Source organism: Acinetobacter sp. GG23 (assembly GCF_057766365.1).
Window position 1 is genome coordinate 124,779 of the sequence record NZ_JBYMDJ010000004.1, and the last position, 21,343, is coordinate 146,121.

Here is a 21,343-nt window from a genome sequence, read left to right on the forward strand (position 1 = left end):
AGCTAATTTTTAAACTTGACTTTAATAGTCGAAACCACAAAAATGCTGACTGTAGTTTTATATGCGTTGATTTGATCACCCTTCGAATCAGCGTCATTTTAGCAGTGGACTTCCTCTCTAGCCGAGAAGTTGAACAAAGCCAACAAAATGTGTTTATCCCAACATGTTTTAGACCTCATATTGCTCAAACAGCAGTCAGGTCAGATTTTTTTCCTATTGCTATGAAAACTATGAAATTTGTGTGCTATAACAGTGCAGACAGTTAATGAATTAACCACTACAAATGCCCTCCATTTGTTAGTGAAAAGATTAGGGTGAATCACGTTGGAACTTTTATCTGGTGGTGAAATGCTCGTTCGCGCATTGGCGGACGAAGGCGTTGAACATTTATTTGGATACCCAGGCGGCGCAGTACTACATATTTACGATGCGCTCTTTCAACAAGACAAAATCAATCATTACCTCGTGCGTCATGAGCAAGCTGCTGGTCACATGGCAGATGCCTATTCACGTGTAACAGGTAAAACTGGTGTCGTTCTCGTTACATCAGGTCCAGGTGCAACTAATACAGTAACGCCTATTGCAACCGCATATATGGACTCAATCCCGATGGTGATTTTGTCTGGTCAGGTTGCAACACATCTAATTGGCGAAGATGCATTCCAAGAAACAGACATGGTTGGTGTTTCTCGTCCAATCGTGAAACATAGTTTCCAAGTGCGTCATGCCAGTGAAATTCCTGGAATTATTAAAAAAGCATTCTATATCGCCTCTTCAGGTCGTCCAGGTCCTGTGGTTGTTGATATTCCTAAGGATGCAACCAATCCTGCAGAAAAATTTGCTTACGAATATCCTGAAAAAGTGAAGATGCGTTCGTATCAACCACCGCATCGTGGTCACTCGGGTCAAATCCGTAAAGCGATTGAAGAATTGATTAGTGCTGAACGTCCAGTCATCTATAGTGGTGGCGGTGTGGTTCAGGGTAATGCATCTGAGTTACTTACCGAGCTTGCACATCTTCTAAACTTCCCGGTAACCAATACCCTTATGGGCTTAGGTGCGTTTCCGGGTAATGATGAGCAGTTTATTGGTATGCTGGGCATGCACGGCACCTACGAAGCCAACATGACCATGCACAATGCAGATGTAATTTTGTGTATCGGTGCGCGTTTTGATGACCGTGTAACCAACAATCCAGCAAAATTCTGTCCAAATGCTAAAGTGATTCATATTGATATCGATCCAGCGACGATTTCAAAAACCATCATGGCGCATATTCCAATCGTGGGTGCAGTAGAACCTGTACTTCAAGAGATGTTGGTTCAATTGAAACAAATGAATGTTTCTAAGCCAAATCCTGAAGCGATTGCTGCATGGTGGTCTCAAATCAATGAATGGCGCAAAGTACATGGCTTGCGTTATGAACCAGGTGTTGACGGTGTAATGAAACCACAACAAGTGGTTGAGGCACTTGATCGCGTCACCAACAGTGAAGCCATCATTACTTCAGACGTAGGTCAGCATCAAATGTTTGGTGCAAACTACTATACATACAAACGTCCACGTCAATGGATCAATTCTGGCGGTTTGGGAACAATGGGTGTGGGCTTGCCATACGCCATGGCGGCGAAACTTGCATTCCCTGATCAGCAAGTGGTGTGTATTACTGGTGAAGCCTCGATTCAGATGTGTATCCAGGAATTATCGACATGTAAGCAATATGGCTTAAATGTAAAAATCCTCTGCTTGAATAACCGTGCTCTAGGTATGGTTAAACAGTGGCAGGATATGAACTACGAAGGTCGTCATTCAAGCTCTTATGTTGATTCATTGCCAGATTTTGCCAAATTGATGGAAGCATACGGTCACGTCGGTATTCAAATTGACCATGCAGATGAGCTTGAGTCTAAGCTTGCAGAAGCAATGGCAATCAATGATAAATGCGTATTCATCAATGTTATGGTTGATCGTTCAGAGCATGTGTATCCAATGCTGGTTGCTGGTCAGTCTATGAAAGATATGTGGTTAGGAAAAGGAGAGCGCACAAAATGAGACACATAATTTCTGTACTCGTTGAAAACGAAGCTGGTGCGCTTTCTCGCTTGGTGGGTTTATTTTCTCAACGTGGTTATAACATTGAGACTTTGAACGTTGCACCGACTGAAGATCCAACCATGTCGCGTTTGACTCTGACCACGTATGGTGATGATCATAAAATTGAACAAATCACCAAACAGCTCAACAAGCTGGTTGAAGTTGTAAAGGTTGTAGATTTGTCGGAAGGTGCACATATTGAGCGTGAACTGATGTTGATTAAAGTGAAATCACTTGGATCAGCACGTGCAGAGATCAAACGTACGGCAGACATTTTCCGCGCTCAAGTTGTTGATGTAACACCGACAACCTATACCATTCAAATTGCGGGAACCACTGAAAAGCTAGATGGTTTTATTGATGCTCTAGCGGAAAATACCATTCTTGAAGTGGTACGCTCTGGCGTTTCAGGTATCGCACGCGGCGAAAAAGTTTTAACTATTTAACAGATTTTAATTTTATTCACACATTCTGCTCATCTTGTAGGTGAGGTTCTAAGCCAATGAATACCAATAACATCATTGGCTTGGATAAAAGGAAACAAAAGCATTTAAGCGGAGACAGCAATGCAAATTTTTTACGATAAAGACTGTGACTTATCTATCATCCAAGGCAAAAAAGTAGCGATCATCGGTTACGGTTCACAAGGTCATGCACATGCGCTTAACCTTAAAGACTCTGGCGTTGATGTAACTGTAGGCTTACGTGCTAACTCTACTTCTTGGAAAAAAGCTGAGAATTCAGGTCTTAAAGTTGCTGAAGTTCCTGCTGCTGTAGCGCAAGCTGACGTAGTAATGATCTTGACTCCAGATGAATTCCAATCACAACTTTACCGTGACGTGATTGAGCCAAACATCAAGCAAGGCGCGACTTTAGCATTTGCTCATGGTTTCTCTATTCTTTACAACCAAGTTGTGCCACGTGCTGACTTAGACGTAATCATGGTTGCTCCAAAAGCACCTGGTCATACAGTACGTTCTGAATACCAACGTGGTTCAGGTGTGCCTGACTTAATCGCGATTCACCAAGATGCGTCTGGTAATGCACGTAACGTTGCGCTTTCTTACGCTTCAGGCGTGGGTGGTGGTCGTACAGGTATCATCGAAACTTCATTCCGTGAAGAAACTGAAACTGACCTTTTCGGTGAGCAAGCAGTTCTTTGTGGTGGTGCGGTTGAATTGGTTAAAATGGGCTTCGAAACTTTGGTTGAAGCTGGTTATGCGCCTGAAATGGCTTACTTTGAATGTCTACACGAACTTAAATTGATCGTTGACTTGATGTTCGAAGGCGGGATCGCGGACATGAACTATTCAGTATCTAACAATGCTGAATATGGCGAATACGTAACCGGTACTGAAGTAATCAACGAACAGTCTCGTGAAGCGATGCGTAATGCGCTTAAACGTATCCAGTCTGGTGAATATGCGAAAATGTTCATCCAAGAAGGTGCGTTGAACTACCCATCTATGACTGCACGTCGTCGTCAAAACGCGGCTCACGGTATTGAAGTAACGGGTAACAAACTTCGTTCTATGATGCCTTGGATTCAAGCAAATAAAATCGTAGACAAAGAAAAGAACTAAGTTCTAATTTCTAAGTCAAAAAGCCTTTGTTTTATAACAGAGGCTTTTTTTATACAAAGTTGTGCTTTTCCTCCTTGCACTTTGTTCAAAGCAATGCCTTGTCCTCGTTCATATCTTGGATTCAAGCAAATAAAATCGTAGACAAAGAGAAAAACTAAATTTTCTTTCTGTTTCAAAGATACAAAAAGGCCGCTCAATTGAGCGGTTTTTTTGTGATACAGTACTCATAATCGTCTGCATTATTGAGTGTGCTGAACAATGAAAACTAAGTTATTGCTTTGTATTGCTGCGTTGGCTTTTTCCAATCTCAGTACTGCTGAAACAGTTTTAAATGCTCCAGAATACAAACCACTCAATAACGTTCGTGTTTCCATGCAACGCATGTTGCGTTCAAGTGAGGGAAGATATTTTCTCAGCTTATATGCAGGTGTCTGGAATCCACATGCCACGCTATATGACCTTGTTGAAGAGCAGACAATCAATTTAAAAGGATCGCAAAAAGGAGATCAGCTGAATTTAAAATCTGTTGATGTTGATTCTGAAAATAGAATAAATAAGACTTATCAATTATCAGGAATACTTAATGCCAATAGTGGGGATTTTAAAGCGATATTTGCCGAAGGTGGCGACGCTGTGGGAAAATCTATTCAGTTTGAGCCTGCAATAAGGGTTTCTGATAAACCTAATTTCATTTTTAAATTTTATGGTCTAGAAGATATTAACCAGCCCTATGGTTCATTACTCAAACGTTTAGATATAGTGAATAAAAATAATAATAATGTTGTACAAACTCTAACAGGATTTACCGCATTTCCGAAAAGTATCGGTTATATGGATGTTAATTTCGATGGATATTACGACATCGTTTTATCCGATATTTCAGAGGAACACACTATTCAGGATAAGCGTTATATTTACTGGATGTATAACCCTAAAACCCAACAGTTCCAGCGCTCACCACAACTTGAAAAAATCGTGGGATTTCCAAAATTACATGGAGAAAAACAACAAATTGATTTTGGGGAGGGGCAGTTATATCAAGTGAAAAATGGCTTATTGAATCGGATGGAATGAGCGGAAATTTTTAACAGTTTAATAGAGAAAATGGATTTAAATCAAATTAAGTGTTTAAGCTAAATAATTTATAATATTAAGTTTTATATAAAGCAGATTGAAAATTCATTTTTATTAAAAACATTGGTTTTAAAAATTTAATCATTTAAAATGATTGGTTACTCTTCCAGGCTTATATAAATGATAAAATAGTCTTAATTAAATAAATATTAACAAGATATTTTATATAAATATTTATTTAATATAATAGATTTTTCTAGAGAGAAATGATTAAATGTTATCTGCCTAATTAAAATAAGTACGGTTACTTATTGCCTTTAAAATCTTGGAATTAAATAAAAATAACCAATAAAATAAAATCATAATAAATATTTTTTATTAGGTTGACATTTATTAATTATTTAAGTTGTTCGTGTCTTTTTGCTTTAAGAGTTGAGCATGAGTGCATAAAATTAAAATAATATAGAGTTGTTTGAAAATGAACATAAAAACAATAACTGGATCACAAAATAATTGATAAGTATGCATTGAATTACAGTATTTTGTAAATTATGTAACTTTGTTAATAATTTGCGTAAGAATATAATAATTTATTAAATATATATTAATCATATGCTTATATAGCTAAAGATGTTTTTAATATTTTTTGCTAATTATTTTAGACATGATTAGAAACAAATTAAAATTGTATCTCAATATTTTATAAAATAAAACTTAATGAAAATAGGATATTAGATATATTTATGGTGATAACTAAAAAATTAAAAATATATTGTGAATAATAATGCTTTTTAATATTTTTAAATTAAAAGTAATAAGATAACTCTACGGTTACGTAACCTTACTCATAATAAAAAGAGTTACAAACGTAACTGTTAAAACTACTATGCATATACATTCTTTTAAAAAAGAAATGGAGAAAAACATGAATAAAATGACTCAGGCTGCATTAGCAGCATTGGTACTCGGTGCTTGTTCAACAGCAGTTTTTGCAGAAGATGATGCAGCAAGGGGTGGTTACAATCCTAAACCTCCTGTGGATTGGAGTAAGTGTAATACTTTAGGCTGTGAAAAAGAAATTCCAATCACACTGGATATTAAGAAAAAATGTGTTGTTACTGGTGGTCAAGGAATAGTGCTTAGTGCTGCAGGAGGAACTCAGACTACTAACTATTCAATTACAACAAATACTCCTTATGTTTTAAATTTACAAACAGCAAATGCTGGTACTAGTAATACCACCTTTGTAAAACATGAATCAGATCCAACTGCGAAAGTTTCTACTACGATTGTTACTACTAAATCAGGTCAGGTAGCTGCTGTTGGTTTAGGTAATTCCAATCATGCGGGTGAAGCTACTGACGTATTTACTCTTAAAGTAACTAATGCAGCAGTAAGTGCTTCACAAAAAGCAGGTATTTATAATGATAAATACCTGATTAAAGCTTACTATTAATAGTTAAATGAACCTAGCCTGACGAAAATGTTGGGTTAGGTTTTTATTATAAAAAATAATAAGGATATAATTAAATGAAAAATATAAGTATGTTTTTAACCACTTTTATTTTTTTTATATCGGGTGTGCAGGCAGATGTTTCAATAGACCCTGTTCAAATGTATATATTGAATGATGCTAAGCAAAAAACTACGACTTTAACCCTTGAATCTATAAATGAAACTGAAAAAAAAATTTTTGAAGTAAAAGCATTTAAATGGGATCAGAATAAGAATGGGGAAGATGTATTGGAGCCAGAAGATGCATTAATTATTAATCCTAGAAGTTTTATCCTGCAACCAAATGGAAAACAGGTCATTCGGATCGGATTTAATCGTCCTACGCAATCTATATTGGCCGGTAAGCAAGAGGGTACTTGGCGAATTTTGGTAGAAGAAATACCTCAAACTGTAAAAGAATCATCGATTACTTTTTTACTTAATTTTAATTTACCTTTGTTTATTGGGAAACAAGATGATATTAAATTAAAATTCAATATTGAAAATGATAAGTTGATTGTATTGAATAAGGCAAACTCCCATATTCAAATTGCCAATTTGAAAATTATTGACTCGAATAAAAAAGAAATTTTTAAAAGTGATACATTGGGCTATGCACTTGCTAATAAAAGTCTTTCTTATGACCTGAAGGGGTTAAAAATACAAGATCCTAATAAGTATTATGTTAAATTACAGACAGATAAATCAAATGAAATGATAGAACTTAAATTTATGGAATAATTTTTATTTAGGGGGTTTCTATGAAATCAAATCAAGGGGTCTTAATATTAATAAATATATTTCTCATTTTTAATGTTAATGCAAGTGAAAATAATTTAGAAGAAAGTTTTGCGAACTTATGGATCAATGATTTAGATCACAATGCCGATATAGTTTTGTTGAAATATAATGAGCAATTTTATGTTGAATGCAATGAGTTATCAAACCGAAATATTAATATAAATAACTTATTGCGATTAACATCCCGAAATAATTTTTGTTTGGTTTCAGGTGACTCTATTCAATCTCAATTTGATAGTTCTATTCAGGCTATTAAACTAACAGTACCTTCTACACTTTTTACATCTTCTTCAAATATATTAGAGACGAATACGGTACCAGAAAAAGCAAGTTTCGGAGGTTTTATAAATTATGATTTAACCTATTTAAACAATCGTATGGATGGTGAAATAGATAATTCGTACAATGGTTTAGCTGATTTAGGAATTTTTAAAGATTATTGGATTTTTAGAAATTCAGTTGCTTATCAAAATACACCAGCAGGTGAGTTTTTTAATCGATTAAGTACAAATATTGATTTTGAAATTCCCAGTAACATGACACGTCTTACATTGGGTGATACTACCACTGTATTTAATCCACTTATTAATTCATTACGGTTTGCGGGTTTGAGTTGGGGAACTAATTATACAGAAAGACCAAATTTTATTTATTGGAATACTCCTGCGCTACAAGGAAGTGCTCGTCTTCCATCAACCGTTGATTTATATATTAATGGTGTAAGTATTTATAGTCAAAAGGTCAGTCCAGGTGAATTTAATCTTCAGACCGGTGCGCAAATTCAACAAGCCGGAAATGCACAAATTGTTGTCGAAGATGTTTTAGGAAATAGAAGTGTCCAAAGTTTTCCTATATTAGTCACAAACCGTTTATTGCGTCCTGATTTAAGTGAATATAATATTTCATTAGGTAAGTTACGTTACAATTATAATATTAAAAGTGATGATTACCGTGATTTTTTTTCTAATTTCTATTATAGGCGCGGTTTATCAAATGCAACGACGCTGGGTTCTAATTTTCTCTACAGTGATAAAATACAAAACTTGGGGTTAATGTGGACTCAAGCTATTAGTCATTATGTTGTATTGGATAGTATAGTTCAGACATCACATCATGATAATCAATTTAATTATTCATATGGGTTATCAGCCAGTAAGGACTTTGGTCGATTTTCATTAGGTGCTAGTTCAAAATATACAGAAAGAAATTTTAAATTTTTAGGGGATGATCTAAATGGGGTATCTGTTTATCCTAAATTTGAGCATTTAATTTATGGTGGAATGAGTAATGTGCCTGTCTTAGAAAATATTTTCTTTAATTATGCAGAGCAAAATTATCATAAAGGATCAATAATTACTGAAGATAATTTTGCTTTTTTACAGGAAGATCGTAAAACATTTAGTATAGGTTTTAATCGACGTTTGGGTAGAAAAGCGACACTCGGGTTGAGTTATTATAATTCATTTGGTGAAGAGAGAGATGCCAGTGCCATATTAACTTTTAGTTATAGTTTTGATGATAATAAGGCTATTTATTTTAGTCATGCAACAGATGATAATACTAAATTACAATTTGTTAAAAGTAATGTTAATCAAGTTGGTTTTGAATATGAAGCAGGAATGAATCGAAGAAATGAAGAGAATTTTTATAACCTGAAAGGCCGATTAAAAACCAATGTCGGTGATTTAAATTTTTATCATATAGAAGGTGAACATGAAGGGGAATCACAATTAAATTATCGTGGGGGAGTGGTTTGGTTGCAAAATAGTTTAAGTTTTACAAAACTTGTAGATAATGCTTTTTCTATTGTGAGTGTAGGTGATTATGAAGATGTTGATATTTTACGCTCTTTATCAGTAGTAAATAAAACCAACAAAAAAGGTTATGCATTTATTCATGATATTATTCCTTATGTAAATTACGATATTGGATTTGATCAAAATCAATTGCCGATAGAGGATAAAATTCCATATTTAAGTAAAAAGCTTACCGCTTTTAATCAGCGCGGCTATATTATTAATTTTCCGGTTTTTCATGCGAAGCAAGTTACAGTTCGTCCTTTAGATATTAATAATAAAAAATTTATAGCAGGTTCTGAATTACATATTGATAATGATGGAGGGGAGGTATATCCAATTTCATCAGATGGTACGGTTACTTTGTATGGCTTAATTCCTAAAACTTATAATGTAAAAATAAAAATCAATGATTCAAAAACCTGTTCAGCACAGTTAATGGTTACTGAAAATCCAAATACGGCGGATAAGGTGGTAAATCTTAATTGCAAATAAATGGAGAAATAAAATGAAATTTAAATTAGGTCTATTTATATTAGCCATGTGTTTTAATAACCTTAGTTATGCTGGCCGATGTCAGATTGAAAAAGCCACAGCATCACAACTTCAACTAAGTTCCTCTTACTTAAGTCAGGCAGCTACATCATTTTCAGTGGCATGTGATAGGAATTATGCGATTAAATTCAGTTCTCGAAATTTAACCAGTCCTGCTGGAAATAGCTATCTGGTTAGTGACCGAAATCGTAAAATAAGAACACAAATGTTTATTTCGGGTGCAACATCTTCAAGATGGAATACCCCTATCTCACAACCCGCAACCGATCAAACTAAATTTGTCGTGCTTGTGCAATTGGCTGAACAACCCACTGCCTCTACGCCAGCAGGGCTTTATAAGGATAGTTTATATGTCAGTCTTATATATTAGGTAGGCAGGGGAATATGTTAGTAAAGGCCTATAAAGTTATCTTAGAGTAGGGAGTATTTTTTCATGGAAACAGATAAGTTCAATAAAGAAACATATTAATTATTAAATTTGAGGTCTTATTATCATCAAACTGAAAGAAACAGCATCTAAGCTAAGTTTAAAATAATGACATAGGTGTTGTATGACAAATTCGTATGCGACTAGTCTGCTAAAACAACAAGATTTTCCAGAAAGTTTTCAATTTTATTTTAAGCAAAAAAAACAAGACGTTATTTATAGCGACAGCCAAGTTTTAAATGACCTGGTTCGTCCACGTCTAAAAATAGCGGTTGTCACTGAAACTTGGCCTCCAGAAATTAACGGAGTGGCCCTCTCTTTATTACAATTATGTAAAGGTCTGCAAAAACAAGGTCATAAAATTTTATTGATTCGGCCAGAGCAACAACAGGCATGTTACGACTTCTTACCGACTAAGGAGTGTCTAGTCAAAGCGCAATCTATTCCTAAGTATCCTCATCTTCAATTTGGTTGGCCACAATTTTTAAAAGTATCACATGCGCTGGATGAATTTGTACCGGACGTTGTGCATATTGTTACCGAAGGACCTTTGGGTTTAAGTGTTTTACAAACTGCAAAAACCAAAGGAATTCCTGTTTCAAGTGGTTTCCATTCACCTTTTCAAGAATTTAGTCGCTTCTTCGATTTGGCTTTTTTAGTTAAGCCTATCCAGCACTATTTACGTTGGTTTCATAACAATACACAACTGACATGTATTCCCAGTAAAGATACGGAATATATTTTAAGAAAGTTTGGTGTTCGTTGTCCTTTGGCTATTGTTGGGCGTGGCGTGGATGTTGCATGCTTTTCTCCAGACCATAGCTCAGATGCTTTACGTCAACAGTGGAAGGCTACTTCAGAGACTAGGGTCATGCTCTATGTAGGACGGTTATCTCCCGAGAAGGAGGTTGAGGTAGTGGTGAATGCCTATATAGCAATGAAGCAAACATCCCAACAGAATATAAAACTTGTGATTGTAGGGGATGGACCAGATCGAAGTCGTCTGGAAGTGCTCTGTGAAGGTCATGATGTCATTTTTATGGGGAATTTAACCGGGTTAAATTTAGCGCAGGCCTATGCAAGTGCCAATGTTTTTGTATTTGCTAGCCAAGTTGAAACCTTTGGTAATGTGGTACTTGAGGCGATGGCCAGTGGTTTGCCTGTGATTGCTTATGATTATGCCAGTGCGCATTTGCATGTGAAAAATGGTGAAACTGGTTGGTTAAGTCCTTTAGGGCAAATAGATAAACTGATTCAGTCAATTCATCACTTACCGAATAATCAACAGTTGAAAATTATGGGAATTCAAGCCCGCGAAACAGTGTTAAATGTAGGATGGCAGCATCCGGTCCGGCAGTTCGAGCAGGCACTGTATGGTGTTGCTAGAGAGATAAAAATGACATCCTGAATTTAAAGCAGAAGCTTAAAGGAGAATCATCATGAAATTAAAAAAAGCAATAATAACGATGTTAGATCTCGACTTAAAAGGATGTATGTATCTGAATCATTTTTCACATTCACATACGGTTGCCCATTTTTTTAAGATCATTAGTCGTCTTGGCAATGGTTTGTTTTGGTGCCTGATGTTGGCCAGTCTGTGGGTATTGGAAGATAAATTCTATATTGAGCAGTTGCTATATATCCTGATCAGTGGATCTATAGGAACTGCAATTTACAAAATCTTAAAACAAAAAACCACACGCCCCCGTCCTTACCAAGTTCATCAAGTGGTTCTATTGCAAGAGCAACCGCTAGATCACTTTAGTTTCCCGTCTGGACATACCTTACATGCTGTCATGGCGAGTATAGTGATGGGCTATATTCAGCCGATGTTATTGGTTTTAATGTTGCCTTTTACGTTTTTGGTTGCAATATCCCGTATGGTTTTAGGATTACATTATCCAAGTGATGTGATTGTGGGTGCACTAATTGGGGTGTTGGTCGCAACTGGTATCATTTTCACTGCGCCATTATTAAATATCGTGTTATAAAAATGTCTTTTAAGAATCGAAAAACTATCTCTCGATTTTAGGAATTTGTTAAAGTAGGACATTTATTTAGCGCTTAGGAATACCCATGGGTTTACGTTGGACTGACACCATTGATCTTGCCATTGAACTTTCTGAAGCACATCCCGAGGTCGATCCACAATGGATTCGCTTTACAGACTTACATGCATGGGTTTGTGCCTTGCCAAACTTTAAGGATGACCCGCAAAAATCGACAGAAGGCTTGTTGGAAGGGATTCAAATGGCGTGGATTGATGAAGTTCGTTAATCAGTAAATTGAAAAAAGCAACTTTTTACATATCAAAAGCTGATACTTGCTGATTATCTCGGTATAATGCGGCAAAATTTTCTCGTCAAATTGACATAAGGAGCCAATCATGGCTATTGAACGTACTTTATCTATCGTTAAACCAGATGCTGTTGGCAAAAACAACGTTGGTGATATCTTTGCTCGTTTCGAAAAAGCTGGTCTTAAAATCGTTGCGACTAAAATGAAACACCTTACTCAAGCTGAAGCTGAAGGCTTTTACGCTGAGCATAAAGAACGTGGTTTCTTCGGTGACCTCGTTGCGTTCATGACTTCTGGTCCGGTTGTAGTATCTGTTCTTGAAGGCGAAAACGCTGTTCTTGCTCACCGCGACATCTTGGGCGCAACTAACCCTAAAGAAGCTGCTCCTGGTACTATTCGTGCAGATTTCGCTGTAAGCATCGATGAAAATGCTGCTCACGGTTCTGACTCAGTTGCATCTGCTGATCGTGAAGTTAACTACTTCTTCGCTCAAACTGAGATCTGCCCACGTACTCGTTAATTCGAAGTATTCAAGCCAGATAAGTGTTATTATACTTATCTGGTTTTTTTATTCTCTGAATAATACTTTGCTCGATTATTGAGCTTCTCCTTTCATCTTTAGACATGGTTTAGGTAATTACACATGAGTACTGAAGTCGTCGCTGTCTCTGCAATTTCAGCTGAACAGCAACCATCTCTATCCACTCCGACACAGCAAAATGCCGTGGAAAAAGTGAACTTACTCGGCATGTCACGTCCGCAACTGGAAAAATTCTTCGAAGATATGGGTGAGAAGAAGTTCCGTGCTGGACAGGTGATGAAGTGGATTCACCAGTTTTTCGTGACTGATTTTGCCGAAATGACCAATATTTCTGGCAAACTGCGTGAAAAGTTGGAAAAGATTTGTGTCATTGAAGCGCCTGAAGTGGTGCATAAAAATTATTCGAAAGACGGTACTCGTAAGTGGGTATTCCGTGTCGGTGAAGGCGAAGGTTCACTGGTCGAAACTGTACTGATTCCTGCTGAACATCGCAGTGGTTTACGCCGTACTTTGTGTATTTCTTCACAAGTGGGCTGTGCGCTGGATTGTTCATTCTGCTCAACCGGTAAACAAGGCTTCCAACGCGATTTAACCCCAGCTGAAATTATTGGTCAGTTGTGGATGGCAAACTATTCTTATATGGAAGATGTACCTGTATTAGAACGTGAGCGTTCAGTGACCAATGTGGTCATGATGGGTATGGGCGAACCCTTATTGAACTACGATGCTGTTCTGAGTTCAATGCGCATCATGCTGGATGATTTTGCGTATGGTATGTCTAAACGCCGTGTGACTTTATCGACCTCAGGTGTGGTACCGAAGATTGACCAATTGACGAAAGATATTGATGTGGCACTCGCCATTTCTTTACATGCGCCAAATGATGAACTGCGTAACGAATTGGTTCCAATTAATAAAAAATATCCATTGGAGCAATTGATTGCCGCATGTCAGCGGTATATTGGCAAAGATGGCAATGAAAGTTCACGTAAACATGTGACCATTGAATATGTAATGTTGGATGGCGTGAATGATCATCCTGAACATGCGCAGCAAATGATTAAGTTACTCAAAAATTTACCAAGTAAAATTAATTTAATTCCGTTTAATCCGTTCCCGCATGCACCATACGGTCGCTCAAGCCGTAACCGCATTATTTCTTTCCAAAAAACTTTGTCTGATGCCGGTTTTGTGTGTACGATTCGTCAGACGCGTGGTGATGATATCGATGCAGCATGTGGACAGCTCGTGGGTCAAGTGGCCGACCGTACACGTCGTGCGGAACAGTGGAAAAAGAAAATTGCGCAAAGTAATGAGATTATGCGCTCTCAAGGATAATAAAAGGGGACGCCAATTGAGAAAGCCCACATATAAATTAGCTTTTATTACAACGATTTGTATGTCTGCTATTTTTATCACTGCTTGTCAATCACCGACGACAATGGTGAAGAAAGATCCAGAAAAAGCAGTTAAAGTTCGTACTCAATTGGCTGCAGAATATATTAAATCGGGTGATCTGGATTCTGCAAAGCGTACTTTAGACCAGGCGCTTGAAATGAATTCCCGAGATTCCGCTGCGAATATGATGATGGGAATTTTACTGCAACAAGAAGGCAGTAAAGTCAGTATGGATAAAGCAGATGCATATTTTAAACGTGCGATTTCTGCTGATCCCAAAAATGCCCAGGCGCGTAACAACTACGGTACTTATTTGTATCAAATTGAGCGTTATAATGACGCGATTGAGCAGCTCAATGTAGCCGGGACGACGCTGGGGTATGATCAACGCTATAAAGCACTGGAAAATGTAGGGCGAATTTATTTAAAACTAGGTGACATGTCGAATGCTGAAAAATCATTCAAACAGGCCCTACAAGTCAATCGTGATTCCTATATTTCAATGTTAGAGTTGTCCGAAATTTTTTATTTGAAACAGCAGACCGCTGCTGCAACACAATTGTATGAACAGTTCGTGCGTGGTGTAGGTCAAAAGAATCAAGGTGCGCGTGCGCTCTGGATTGGTATCCGAAATGCACGGGCAAATAGCGACACGATGGGAATGCAGGCGCTTGTTAATCAATTACGTGCGCTTTTTCCGGAAAGTCCAGAATACCAACGTTATCTGCAATTACAGTACAGTACTGAGGCCGTATGGAAGTAAATCCTAATTCACAGCAATCAAATGGTTCAAGCGTAGTACCCAATGCATTAGGAAATGTTCAGCGTCCAGGTGAGTACTTACGTCAAATTCGAATTGCACAAAAGCGTGAATTAAATGACGCTGCCAAAGATTTGAACATGCAAGTGAAAACTTTGACAGCTTTAGAACAAGATGATTATAAAGCTTTGCCTGAAGCGACCTTTATTAAAGGTTACTACCGTATTTATGCGAAATATCTAAAGGTCGATGCAACGTCAATTATTCAGCGTTTTGATGAGATTTATCAAAATGATACAGGATTACTGCCTAACCATGCCTTAAACAATTCACCGATTAAAATCATGGGTAAATTGCCTGGTTCGAATAGTGATCGTAATAAGAAATGGTTAAAACGTATTATCATTGCTTTAGTGGTGCTGTTTGCTATCGCTGTTGCTGTGATGGCTGTGCAAAACATGTCATCAAATAAAGATGATAGCCAAGAAATTGCCCCAGCAAAATCCGATGTGGAAGTGTTGAATTTAGACAATTCAACGGCTGTATCCGGTGATCAGCTGGAACTTGACTTTAGCCGTCCAACCTCGGTTCATATTGTAGACTCAACCGGTAAAGTCCTGGCAACAGGTCGTCAGGCATCAACAGTGAAATTGAATGGTGAAACACCGTTCCAAATTCGTCTTGATGATGCATCAGCTGTAACCTTAACCTTGAATAATGAAAAGATTGCGTTGTCACCTTATACAGTGAATGGCAAGGCAGACTTCCGTTTGTCACGTTAATGGGTAAAGAGAAGAGCGATATTAATGATTGAAAATCCGATTAAGCGCCGTTCCACTCGCAAAATTCGTGTTGGTTCCGTCTATGTAGGTGGTGATGCACCGATTAGCATCCAGAGTATGACCAATACCGAAACCTGTGATGTTGCGGCAACTGTTGCACAAATTCAGCGCTGTGCTGATATCGGTGCGGACATTATGCGTGTTTCTGTACCTTCAATGGAAGCAGCAGCAGCATTCGGTGAAATCCGTAAGCAAGTCAAAGTACCCTTGGTTGCCGATATTCATTTCGATTATAAAATCGCTTTGGCTGTGGCCGATGCCGGTGCAGATTGCTTACGTATTAATCCGGGCAATATTGGTTCGGAAGCAAAAATTCGTGAAGTGGTTGCTGCGGCAAGACATAACGATATTTCAATGCGAATAGGTGTGAATGCCGGTTCGCTAGAAAAAGATATACAGAAAAAATATGGTGAGCCGACAGGTCAGGCCTTGCTTGAATCTGCGATGCGTCATATCGATATTTTAGACCGTTTGGATTTCCATGAATTCAAAATTTCGGTAAAAGCATCGAATGTGTTTTTAACCATGGATGCCTACCGTTTATTGTCAGCGCAAATTGATAATCCCCTGCATTTGGGTGTCACTGAAGCCGGTATTTACCGTACCGGTTCAGTGAAATCAGCGATTGCTCTGGGTGGTTTATTAATGGAAGGCATTGGCGATACCATGCGTATTTCCTTGGCGGCTGAACCTGAAGAAGAAGTGAAAATTGGTTTTGATATCTTGAAATCATTGGGGCTTCGTTCTAACGGGATTAACTTTATTGCCTGCCCAAGCTGTTCGCGCCAGGAATTTAACGTGATTAAAGTGATGCAATCACTGGAAGAGCGTTTAGAAGATATTCGTACCCCCATGGATGTATCGGTGATCGGGTGTAAGGTGAATGGTCCGGGCGAAGCCAAAGAAGCCGATATTGGCGTTGTAGGTGCAAGTCCGCGTTCACTGGTATATCGTAATGGCGAGAAAAGCCATTTAATCGATACCAATCAACTGGTTGATGAAATCGAAACGATGGTTCGTCAACGCGTTCTAGAGCTTGAAAAAGCTAAATCTAAAGAGATTATTCGCACAGGTTTTTCTGAGTAGATCATGAGTTCAATTGTCGCAATCAAAGGTTTTAATGACATTCTCCCAAAGCAAACTGCTGCGTGGAGACGTCTTGAGCAACATTTAGCATCACTTATGGATGCTTATGGCTACCAGCAAATCCGTTTGCCGATTGTTGAACAGACCAATCTGTTCAAACGTTCAATTGGTGATGCGACGGATATTGTTGAAAAAGAAATGTACACCTTCCTGGATAAGGGTAATCCACCTGAGTCTTTGACTTTGCGTCCTGAAGGGACTGCAGGCTGTGTACGTGCCATGCTCGAACATAATTTGCTTCGCGGTGCGACACCTCGTGTGTGGTATGTCGGACCAATGTTCCGTTATGAAAAGCCACAAAAAGGCCGTTACCGTCAGTTCCATCAATTTGGTGTGGAAACATTTGGTGTGGCTACACCGGATATGGAAGCAGAATTGATTTTGATGACTGCACGTTTGTGGAAACGCATGGGAGTTGCCGACAAGGTTCAGCTTGAATTGAATACTCTAGGTGAGTCTGATGAGCGTGCTGCATATCGTGCTGCATTGGTAGATTTCTTGGAATCGCACAAAAGCGATTTAGACGAAGATTCACAACGTCGTTTAGAAACCAACCCACTACGTATTCTCGATTCTAAAGATGCACGGACTCAAAAAATTCTTGAGAATGCACCAAAACTTCACGACTTTATGGGTGAAGAAACTTTGGCTCACTTTGCTCAATTGCAGCAGTATTTAACTGATGCAGGAGTGGAATTTGTAATTAACCAGAAACTGGTCCGTGGTCTGGATTACTACAACAAAACTGTCTTTGAATGGACAACCACACATTTGGGTTCACAAGGAACGGTATGTGCCGGTGGCCGTTATGATGGTCTGGTAGGTCAATTGAAAGGTAAGGCGGATCAGTCTGTACCTGCAGTTGGATTTGCGATGGGGATTGAGCGTTTACTTCTTTTACTTGAACAAGTTGAAGACAATACACCTGTACGTGATTGTGAAGTATTCTTGTTGTCGGATCCTGCATCACAAGGTAAAGCCTTAGTACTTGCAGAACAAATTCGTGACCAGCTGGAAGCGGCAAATAGCAATATTCGTCTGAAAGTAGGTTCACAAGGTTCGATGAAATCTCAAATGAAAAAAGCGGATCAATCAGGCGCTCTTTTTGCCGTGATTGCAGGTGAACGTGAGTGGGAAGCGCAGCAATTAACTGTGAAAGAATTGGCGACCGCTGAGCAAACTGATGTTGTTGTGGCGAATATTGTGCCATTCTTCATTGAAAAATTTTCTTCAAAATAAGCTTAAAAACATAAGGAAAAGGTAATCACATGAACGCATTGAGTGATGAAGAACAACTTGATAGCTTGAAATCTTTCACTAAGAAATATGGTTCTGCCATGATTAGTGGGATTTTAATTGCGTTGATTGCCTTTTTCGGATGGGAATATTGGCAGAAGAAAAACCTGGCTGAATCTCAAATGGAAACAGCCAAGGTTCAACAGTTGATGGATGATGCTAAAAATGCGCAAGGCAATGAAAATGCATTTAATGCCTTATCTGCAACTGCAGATAAAATTGTAAAAGAAGCGCCCGATTCTGCTCAAGCTATTCAAACGCAATTGCTAATGGCTAAACTTGCGTATGACAAAGCAGATTATGCGCATGCAGAAAGAGCATTAAAAAAAGTTGAAAATTCCAAGCTGGATGATGCAGGCTTGGTTCAGCTGGTTAAGCTGCGCCTGGGTTATGCTCAACTTGCCCAAAAGAAATATAATGAGGCATTAAAGACATTAGCGGCAGTAAACGATCCAGCTTTTAAAGCGACTGCTGATGAAGCGCTGGGTGATGTGTACGTGGCTAAAAATGATATAGAAAATGCTAAAAAGTCGTACAAGAGTGCATGGGATGCGCTGGTTGAACGTCAGCAAGAACGTCAAATTTTACAAATTAAACTCGAAAGTGTTGGCGTTTTAGTTGATGATCCTGAGGTAGAACGACCAATTTTAGAAACACAAGTGGATGAGTCATGATGGATAGAAAATACAAAATACCGTTTGCGCTGACAATTTTAACATTTGCATTGGTTGGCTGTTCAACCAATAAAATTAAAGTGGAAGAAGCCAAACCGAATCCATTACCTAAATTGGTCCAAGCCAAAAGTCTTGTTCCAGTATTTTCTCAAAGTGTTTCATCAACCTCGACAGCGGATCCATTACGTCTACGTTTAGATGCGGATAACGGTGTAATCTTTGCATTAGATCCAAAAGGTGAAGTGGCAGCTTATCAAGGTAAGCAGCGCATCTGGGAGAAAAAAGTTTCTAAACAGGGTTTAAGCTCTGGTGTAGAGGCGGGCGAAGGCACAGTGGTTGTGGGCAATCACAAAGGTCAACTGTTTGCTTTAGATCAGGCGACAGGCGAGCAAAAGTGGACTGCCCAGTTGTCGGGTGCCATTTTATCTGCTTCATTGATTCAATCAGGTCGTGTGATTACTGTCAGTAATGACGGCACTGTTTATGCGCATGATCTTGCCACTGGTCAGCAAGTTTGGACATATAACCTTCCTAATGTACAATTTAGCTTACGTGGAATGGCATCACCGGTTGCACTCGATCCGCGTACGGTATTGATTGCTTCATCCAATGCTTATGTTTATGCCCTGGATATCATCAGTGGTGTACCGCGTATGCAGCGCCGTGTTGCAGTAAGCGAAGGCCGTTCAGATATTCAACGCCTCAATGATATTGATGGCGATCCAGTTGTTGCAGGTCAGTTTCTTGTAACAACCAGTTTCCAAGGACAAGTGACTGTTACAGATTTAGCTTCACAACAAGTCGTGTGGAGTGAAGATGCAAGCAGTATTCAACGTCCAGAAGTAATGAATAATACCGTTTTTGTTGCACAAGCAGATGGCAAAATCACTGCTTATGCACTAACAACAGGTGAGCAATTATGGCAAAACGATAGTTTGCTCAATCGTCAGCTCAGTAATCCTGTTGTTCTCGGACAAGACCTTGTAGTTGGTGATCTAGATGGTGTATTACACTTAATCGATCCAACTTCCGGGCAACTCATTGGTCGATCAAAAACAAGTGGTGAAGTACGTTCACTACGCGAAATTGATGGACAACTATATGTCTCCACCAGAAAGGGCGCGTTAAGCGTTTGGCAGAACCGTTAATTTATGAAACCCGTAATTGCGCTAATTGGACGTCCGAACGTCGGTAAATCAACGTTATTTAACCAGATTACCAAGAGTCGTGATGCACTCGTTGCTGACTTTGCTGGTCTTACTCGTGACCGCAAATATGGCGATGCAGTATTCCAAAATAAATCCTTCATTGTAGTCGATACAGGCGGTATCGGTGAAAGTGAGGCAGGTATCGATTCATATATGGCTGAGCAATCAAAAACAGCCATCAATGAAGCCGATATTATTGTTTTTGTTGTTGATGCGCGTGCGGGATTACTAGCGTCAGATGAACAGATTGCACGTGAACTTCGTACTCTAGGGAAAAAAGTTTACTTGGTTGCAAACAAAGTTGACGGCGTACATGCCGAAGCTGCGGTAGTTGAGTTTTATCAACTGGGCTTTGGTGAACCGTTGCATGTTGCAGCAAGCCACGGTCGTGGTGTGGCTCAAATGCTGGAAGATGTGCTTGCAGATGTTCCTGAGGATGAAGATCCTGAATTGCATGACCAGAACACCGGTCTACGCTTAGCTGTGATTGGTCGTCCAAACGTCGGCAAATCGACTTTGGTCAACCGTTTACTCGGTGAAGAGCGTGTTGTGGTTTATGACATGCCGGGTACTACGCGTGATTCTATTTATATTCCATATGAGCGAAATGAGCAGAAATACACCCTGATTGATACTGCGGGTGTACGTCGTAAAGGTAAAGTAGATGAAATGGTTGAGAAATTCTCAATTGTGAAAACTTTACAAGCCATTAAGGACGCTCACGTTGTGGTTGTGGTATTGGATGCGCGTGAAGGCGTGGTTGAACAAGATCTACATTTGATTGGCTATGCTTTAGAAGCAGGCCGGGCAATGGTGATTGCGATTAACAAATGGGATAACATGACGGAGTACGACCGCAAGCAATGTAAGCTTGATGTCGATCGTCGTTTTGACTTTATTCCATGGGCCAAAGTGCATTTGATTTCAGCATTGCATGGGACTGGTGTCGGTGAGCTATATCCGTCCATTCACCGTGCCTTTGATTCTTCACATTTGAAAGTTTCGCCTGCGAAATTAACCCAGATTCTGAATGATGCAACCGAAGCGCATCAACCGCCAATGATTAGCGGTAAACGTATTAAAATGCGTTATGCCCACATGGGTGGTCAGAATCCACCAACGATTATTGTGCATGGTAACAAGGTCGATAAAACACCTGCGGATTATCGTCGTTATTTGGAAAATGTATTCCGTCGCGTCTATAAACTGGAAGGCACACCGGTTCGTATTGACTTTAAAACCTCTGAAAACCCGTTTGAAGGCCGCAAGTCACAAATGGACGAACGCGTGGCAGCACGTAAACGTCGTTATGTGCAAAAGTTTAAAAAGGCTGAAAAGAAATTTAAGCGTTAATTG

Annotated in this window: 20 protein-coding genes; all 20 read left to right on the forward strand. The window is 38.8% G+C overall.

Going from position 1 to position 21,343, the window contains the following annotated elements; all coding sequences use genetic code 11:
- Window positions 1–324 precede the first annotated feature (324 nt).
- The 20 genes from AC3CAU_RS08945 to der all read left to right on the forward strand — a co-directional run bounded on the left by AC3CAU_RS08945 (window position 325) and on the right by der (window position 21,340).
- Entirely contained in the window at window positions 325–2,052 is a 1,728-nt protein-coding gene (locus AC3CAU_RS08945) for an acetolactate synthase 3 large subunit (RefSeq protein WP_447053989.1), read from the forward strand.
- Window positions 2,049–2,540 (forward strand): acetolactate synthase small subunit, encoded by a 492-nt coding sequence (ilvN, locus tag AC3CAU_RS08950; RefSeq protein ID WP_131216242.1) that lies wholly within the window; start codon window positions 2,049–2,051, stop codon window positions 2,538–2,540. The genes AC3CAU_RS08945 and ilvN overlap by 4 nt, the downstream gene beginning before the upstream one ends.
- Before the next feature lie 120 nt (window positions 2,541–2,660).
- Entirely contained in the window at window positions 2,661–3,677 is a 1,017-nt protein-coding gene (ilvC, locus tag AC3CAU_RS08955; protein WP_131216241.1) for a ketol-acid reductoisomerase, read from the forward strand.
- Between the two features lie 258 nt (window positions 3,678–3,935).
- Window positions 3,936–4,751 (forward strand): XAC2610-related protein, encoded by an 816-nt coding sequence (locus AC3CAU_RS08960; RefSeq protein WP_447053990.1) that lies wholly within the window; start codon window positions 3,936–3,938, stop codon window positions 4,749–4,751.
- Window positions 4,752–5,676: 925 nt separating this feature from the next.
- Window positions 5,677–6,207 (forward strand): hypothetical protein, encoded by a 531-nt coding sequence (locus AC3CAU_RS08965; RefSeq protein ID WP_424620420.1) that lies wholly within the window; start codon window positions 5,677–5,679, stop codon window positions 6,205–6,207.
- A 74-nt stretch (window positions 6,208–6,281) separates the two neighbouring features.
- A complete protein-coding gene (locus tag AC3CAU_RS08970) occupies window positions 6,282–6,986 on the forward strand; it encodes a fimbrial biogenesis chaperone (protein ID WP_447053991.1) in 705 nt (234 codons plus the stop codon).
- Window positions 6,987–7,006: 20 nt separating this feature from the next.
- Complete coding sequence (locus tag AC3CAU_RS08975) at window positions 7,007–9,337, forward strand: fimbria/pilus outer membrane usher protein (RefSeq protein WP_447053992.1); 2,331 nt, start codon at window positions 7,007–7,009, stop codon at window positions 9,335–9,337.
- A gap of 13 nt (window positions 9,338–9,350) precedes the next feature.
- Window positions 9,351–9,767, forward strand: a complete 417-nt coding sequence (locus AC3CAU_RS08980; protein WP_447053993.1) for a hypothetical protein — start codon at window positions 9,351–9,353, stop codon at window positions 9,765–9,767.
- A 181-nt stretch (window positions 9,768–9,948) separates the two neighbouring features.
- Window positions 9,949–11,232: a glycosyltransferase family 4 protein gene (locus AC3CAU_RS08985; RefSeq protein ID WP_131216572.1), complete on the forward strand. Its 1,284-nt coding sequence runs from the start codon at window positions 9,949–9,951 to the stop codon at window positions 11,230–11,232.
- Window positions 11,233–11,263: 31 nt separating this feature from the next.
- Window positions 11,264–11,815 carry a phosphatase PAP2 family protein gene (locus tag AC3CAU_RS08990; RefSeq protein ID WP_131216570.1) on the forward strand — a complete coding sequence of 184 codons (552 nt, stop codon included), beginning with the start codon at window positions 11,264–11,266 and terminating at the stop codon, window positions 11,813–11,815.
- 85 nt (window positions 11,816–11,900) lie between these two features.
- Window positions 11,901–12,101: a Fe-S cluster assembly protein IscX gene (iscX, locus tag AC3CAU_RS08995; protein WP_131216568.1), complete on the forward strand. Its 201-nt coding sequence runs from the start codon at window positions 11,901–11,903 to the stop codon at window positions 12,099–12,101.
- Between the two features lie 109 nt (window positions 12,102–12,210).
- Window positions 12,211–12,642 (forward strand): nucleoside-diphosphate kinase, encoded by a 432-nt coding sequence (gene ndk / locus AC3CAU_RS09000; RefSeq protein ID WP_131216566.1) that lies wholly within the window; start codon window positions 12,211–12,213, stop codon window positions 12,640–12,642.
- A gap of 123 nt (window positions 12,643–12,765) precedes the next feature.
- Complete coding sequence (gene rlmN, locus AC3CAU_RS09005) at window positions 12,766–14,001, forward strand: dual-specificity RNA methyltransferase RlmN (protein ID WP_131216564.1); 1,236 nt, start codon at window positions 12,766–12,768, stop codon at window positions 13,999–14,001.
- Window positions 14,002–14,062: 61 nt separating this feature from the next.
- Window positions 14,063–14,824, forward strand: coding sequence for a type IV pilus biogenesis/stability protein PilW (gene pilW / locus AC3CAU_RS09010; protein WP_165494041.1), 762 nt, complete (start codon window positions 14,063–14,065; stop codon window positions 14,822–14,824).
- A complete protein-coding gene (locus AC3CAU_RS09015) occupies window positions 14,815–15,603 on the forward strand; it encodes a helix-turn-helix domain-containing protein (protein ID WP_131216560.1) in 789 nt (262 codons plus the stop codon). The genes pilW and AC3CAU_RS09015 overlap by 10 nt, the downstream gene beginning before the upstream one ends.
- A gap of 24 nt (window positions 15,604–15,627) precedes the next feature.
- Complete coding sequence (ispG, locus tag AC3CAU_RS09020) at window positions 15,628–16,749, forward strand: flavodoxin-dependent (E)-4-hydroxy-3-methylbut-2-enyl-diphosphate synthase (protein ID WP_131216558.1); 1,122 nt, start codon at window positions 15,628–15,630, stop codon at window positions 16,747–16,749.
- A gap of 3 nt (window positions 16,750–16,752) precedes the next feature.
- Entirely contained in the window at window positions 16,753–18,048 is a 1,296-nt protein-coding gene (gene hisS, locus AC3CAU_RS09025; protein WP_447053995.1) for a histidine--tRNA ligase, read from the forward strand.
- 29 nt (window positions 18,049–18,077) lie between these two features.
- On the forward strand, window positions 18,078–18,779 hold the full coding sequence (locus AC3CAU_RS09030; RefSeq protein WP_131216554.1) for a YfgM family protein: 702 nt from the start codon (window positions 18,078–18,080) through the stop codon (window positions 18,777–18,779).
- Window positions 18,779–19,927 carry an outer membrane protein assembly factor BamB gene (bamB, locus tag AC3CAU_RS09035; protein ID WP_447054362.1) on the forward strand — a complete coding sequence of 383 codons (1,149 nt, stop codon included), beginning with the start codon at window positions 18,779–18,781 and terminating at the stop codon, window positions 19,925–19,927. The genes AC3CAU_RS09030 and bamB overlap by 1 nt, the downstream gene beginning before the upstream one ends.
- Window positions 19,928–19,930: 3 nt before the next feature.
- Window positions 19,931–21,340: a ribosome biogenesis GTPase Der gene (gene der / locus AC3CAU_RS09040; RefSeq protein ID WP_447053996.1), complete on the forward strand. Its 1,410-nt coding sequence runs from the start codon at window positions 19,931–19,933 to the stop codon at window positions 21,338–21,340.
- Window positions 21,341–21,343: the final 3 nt, after the last annotated feature.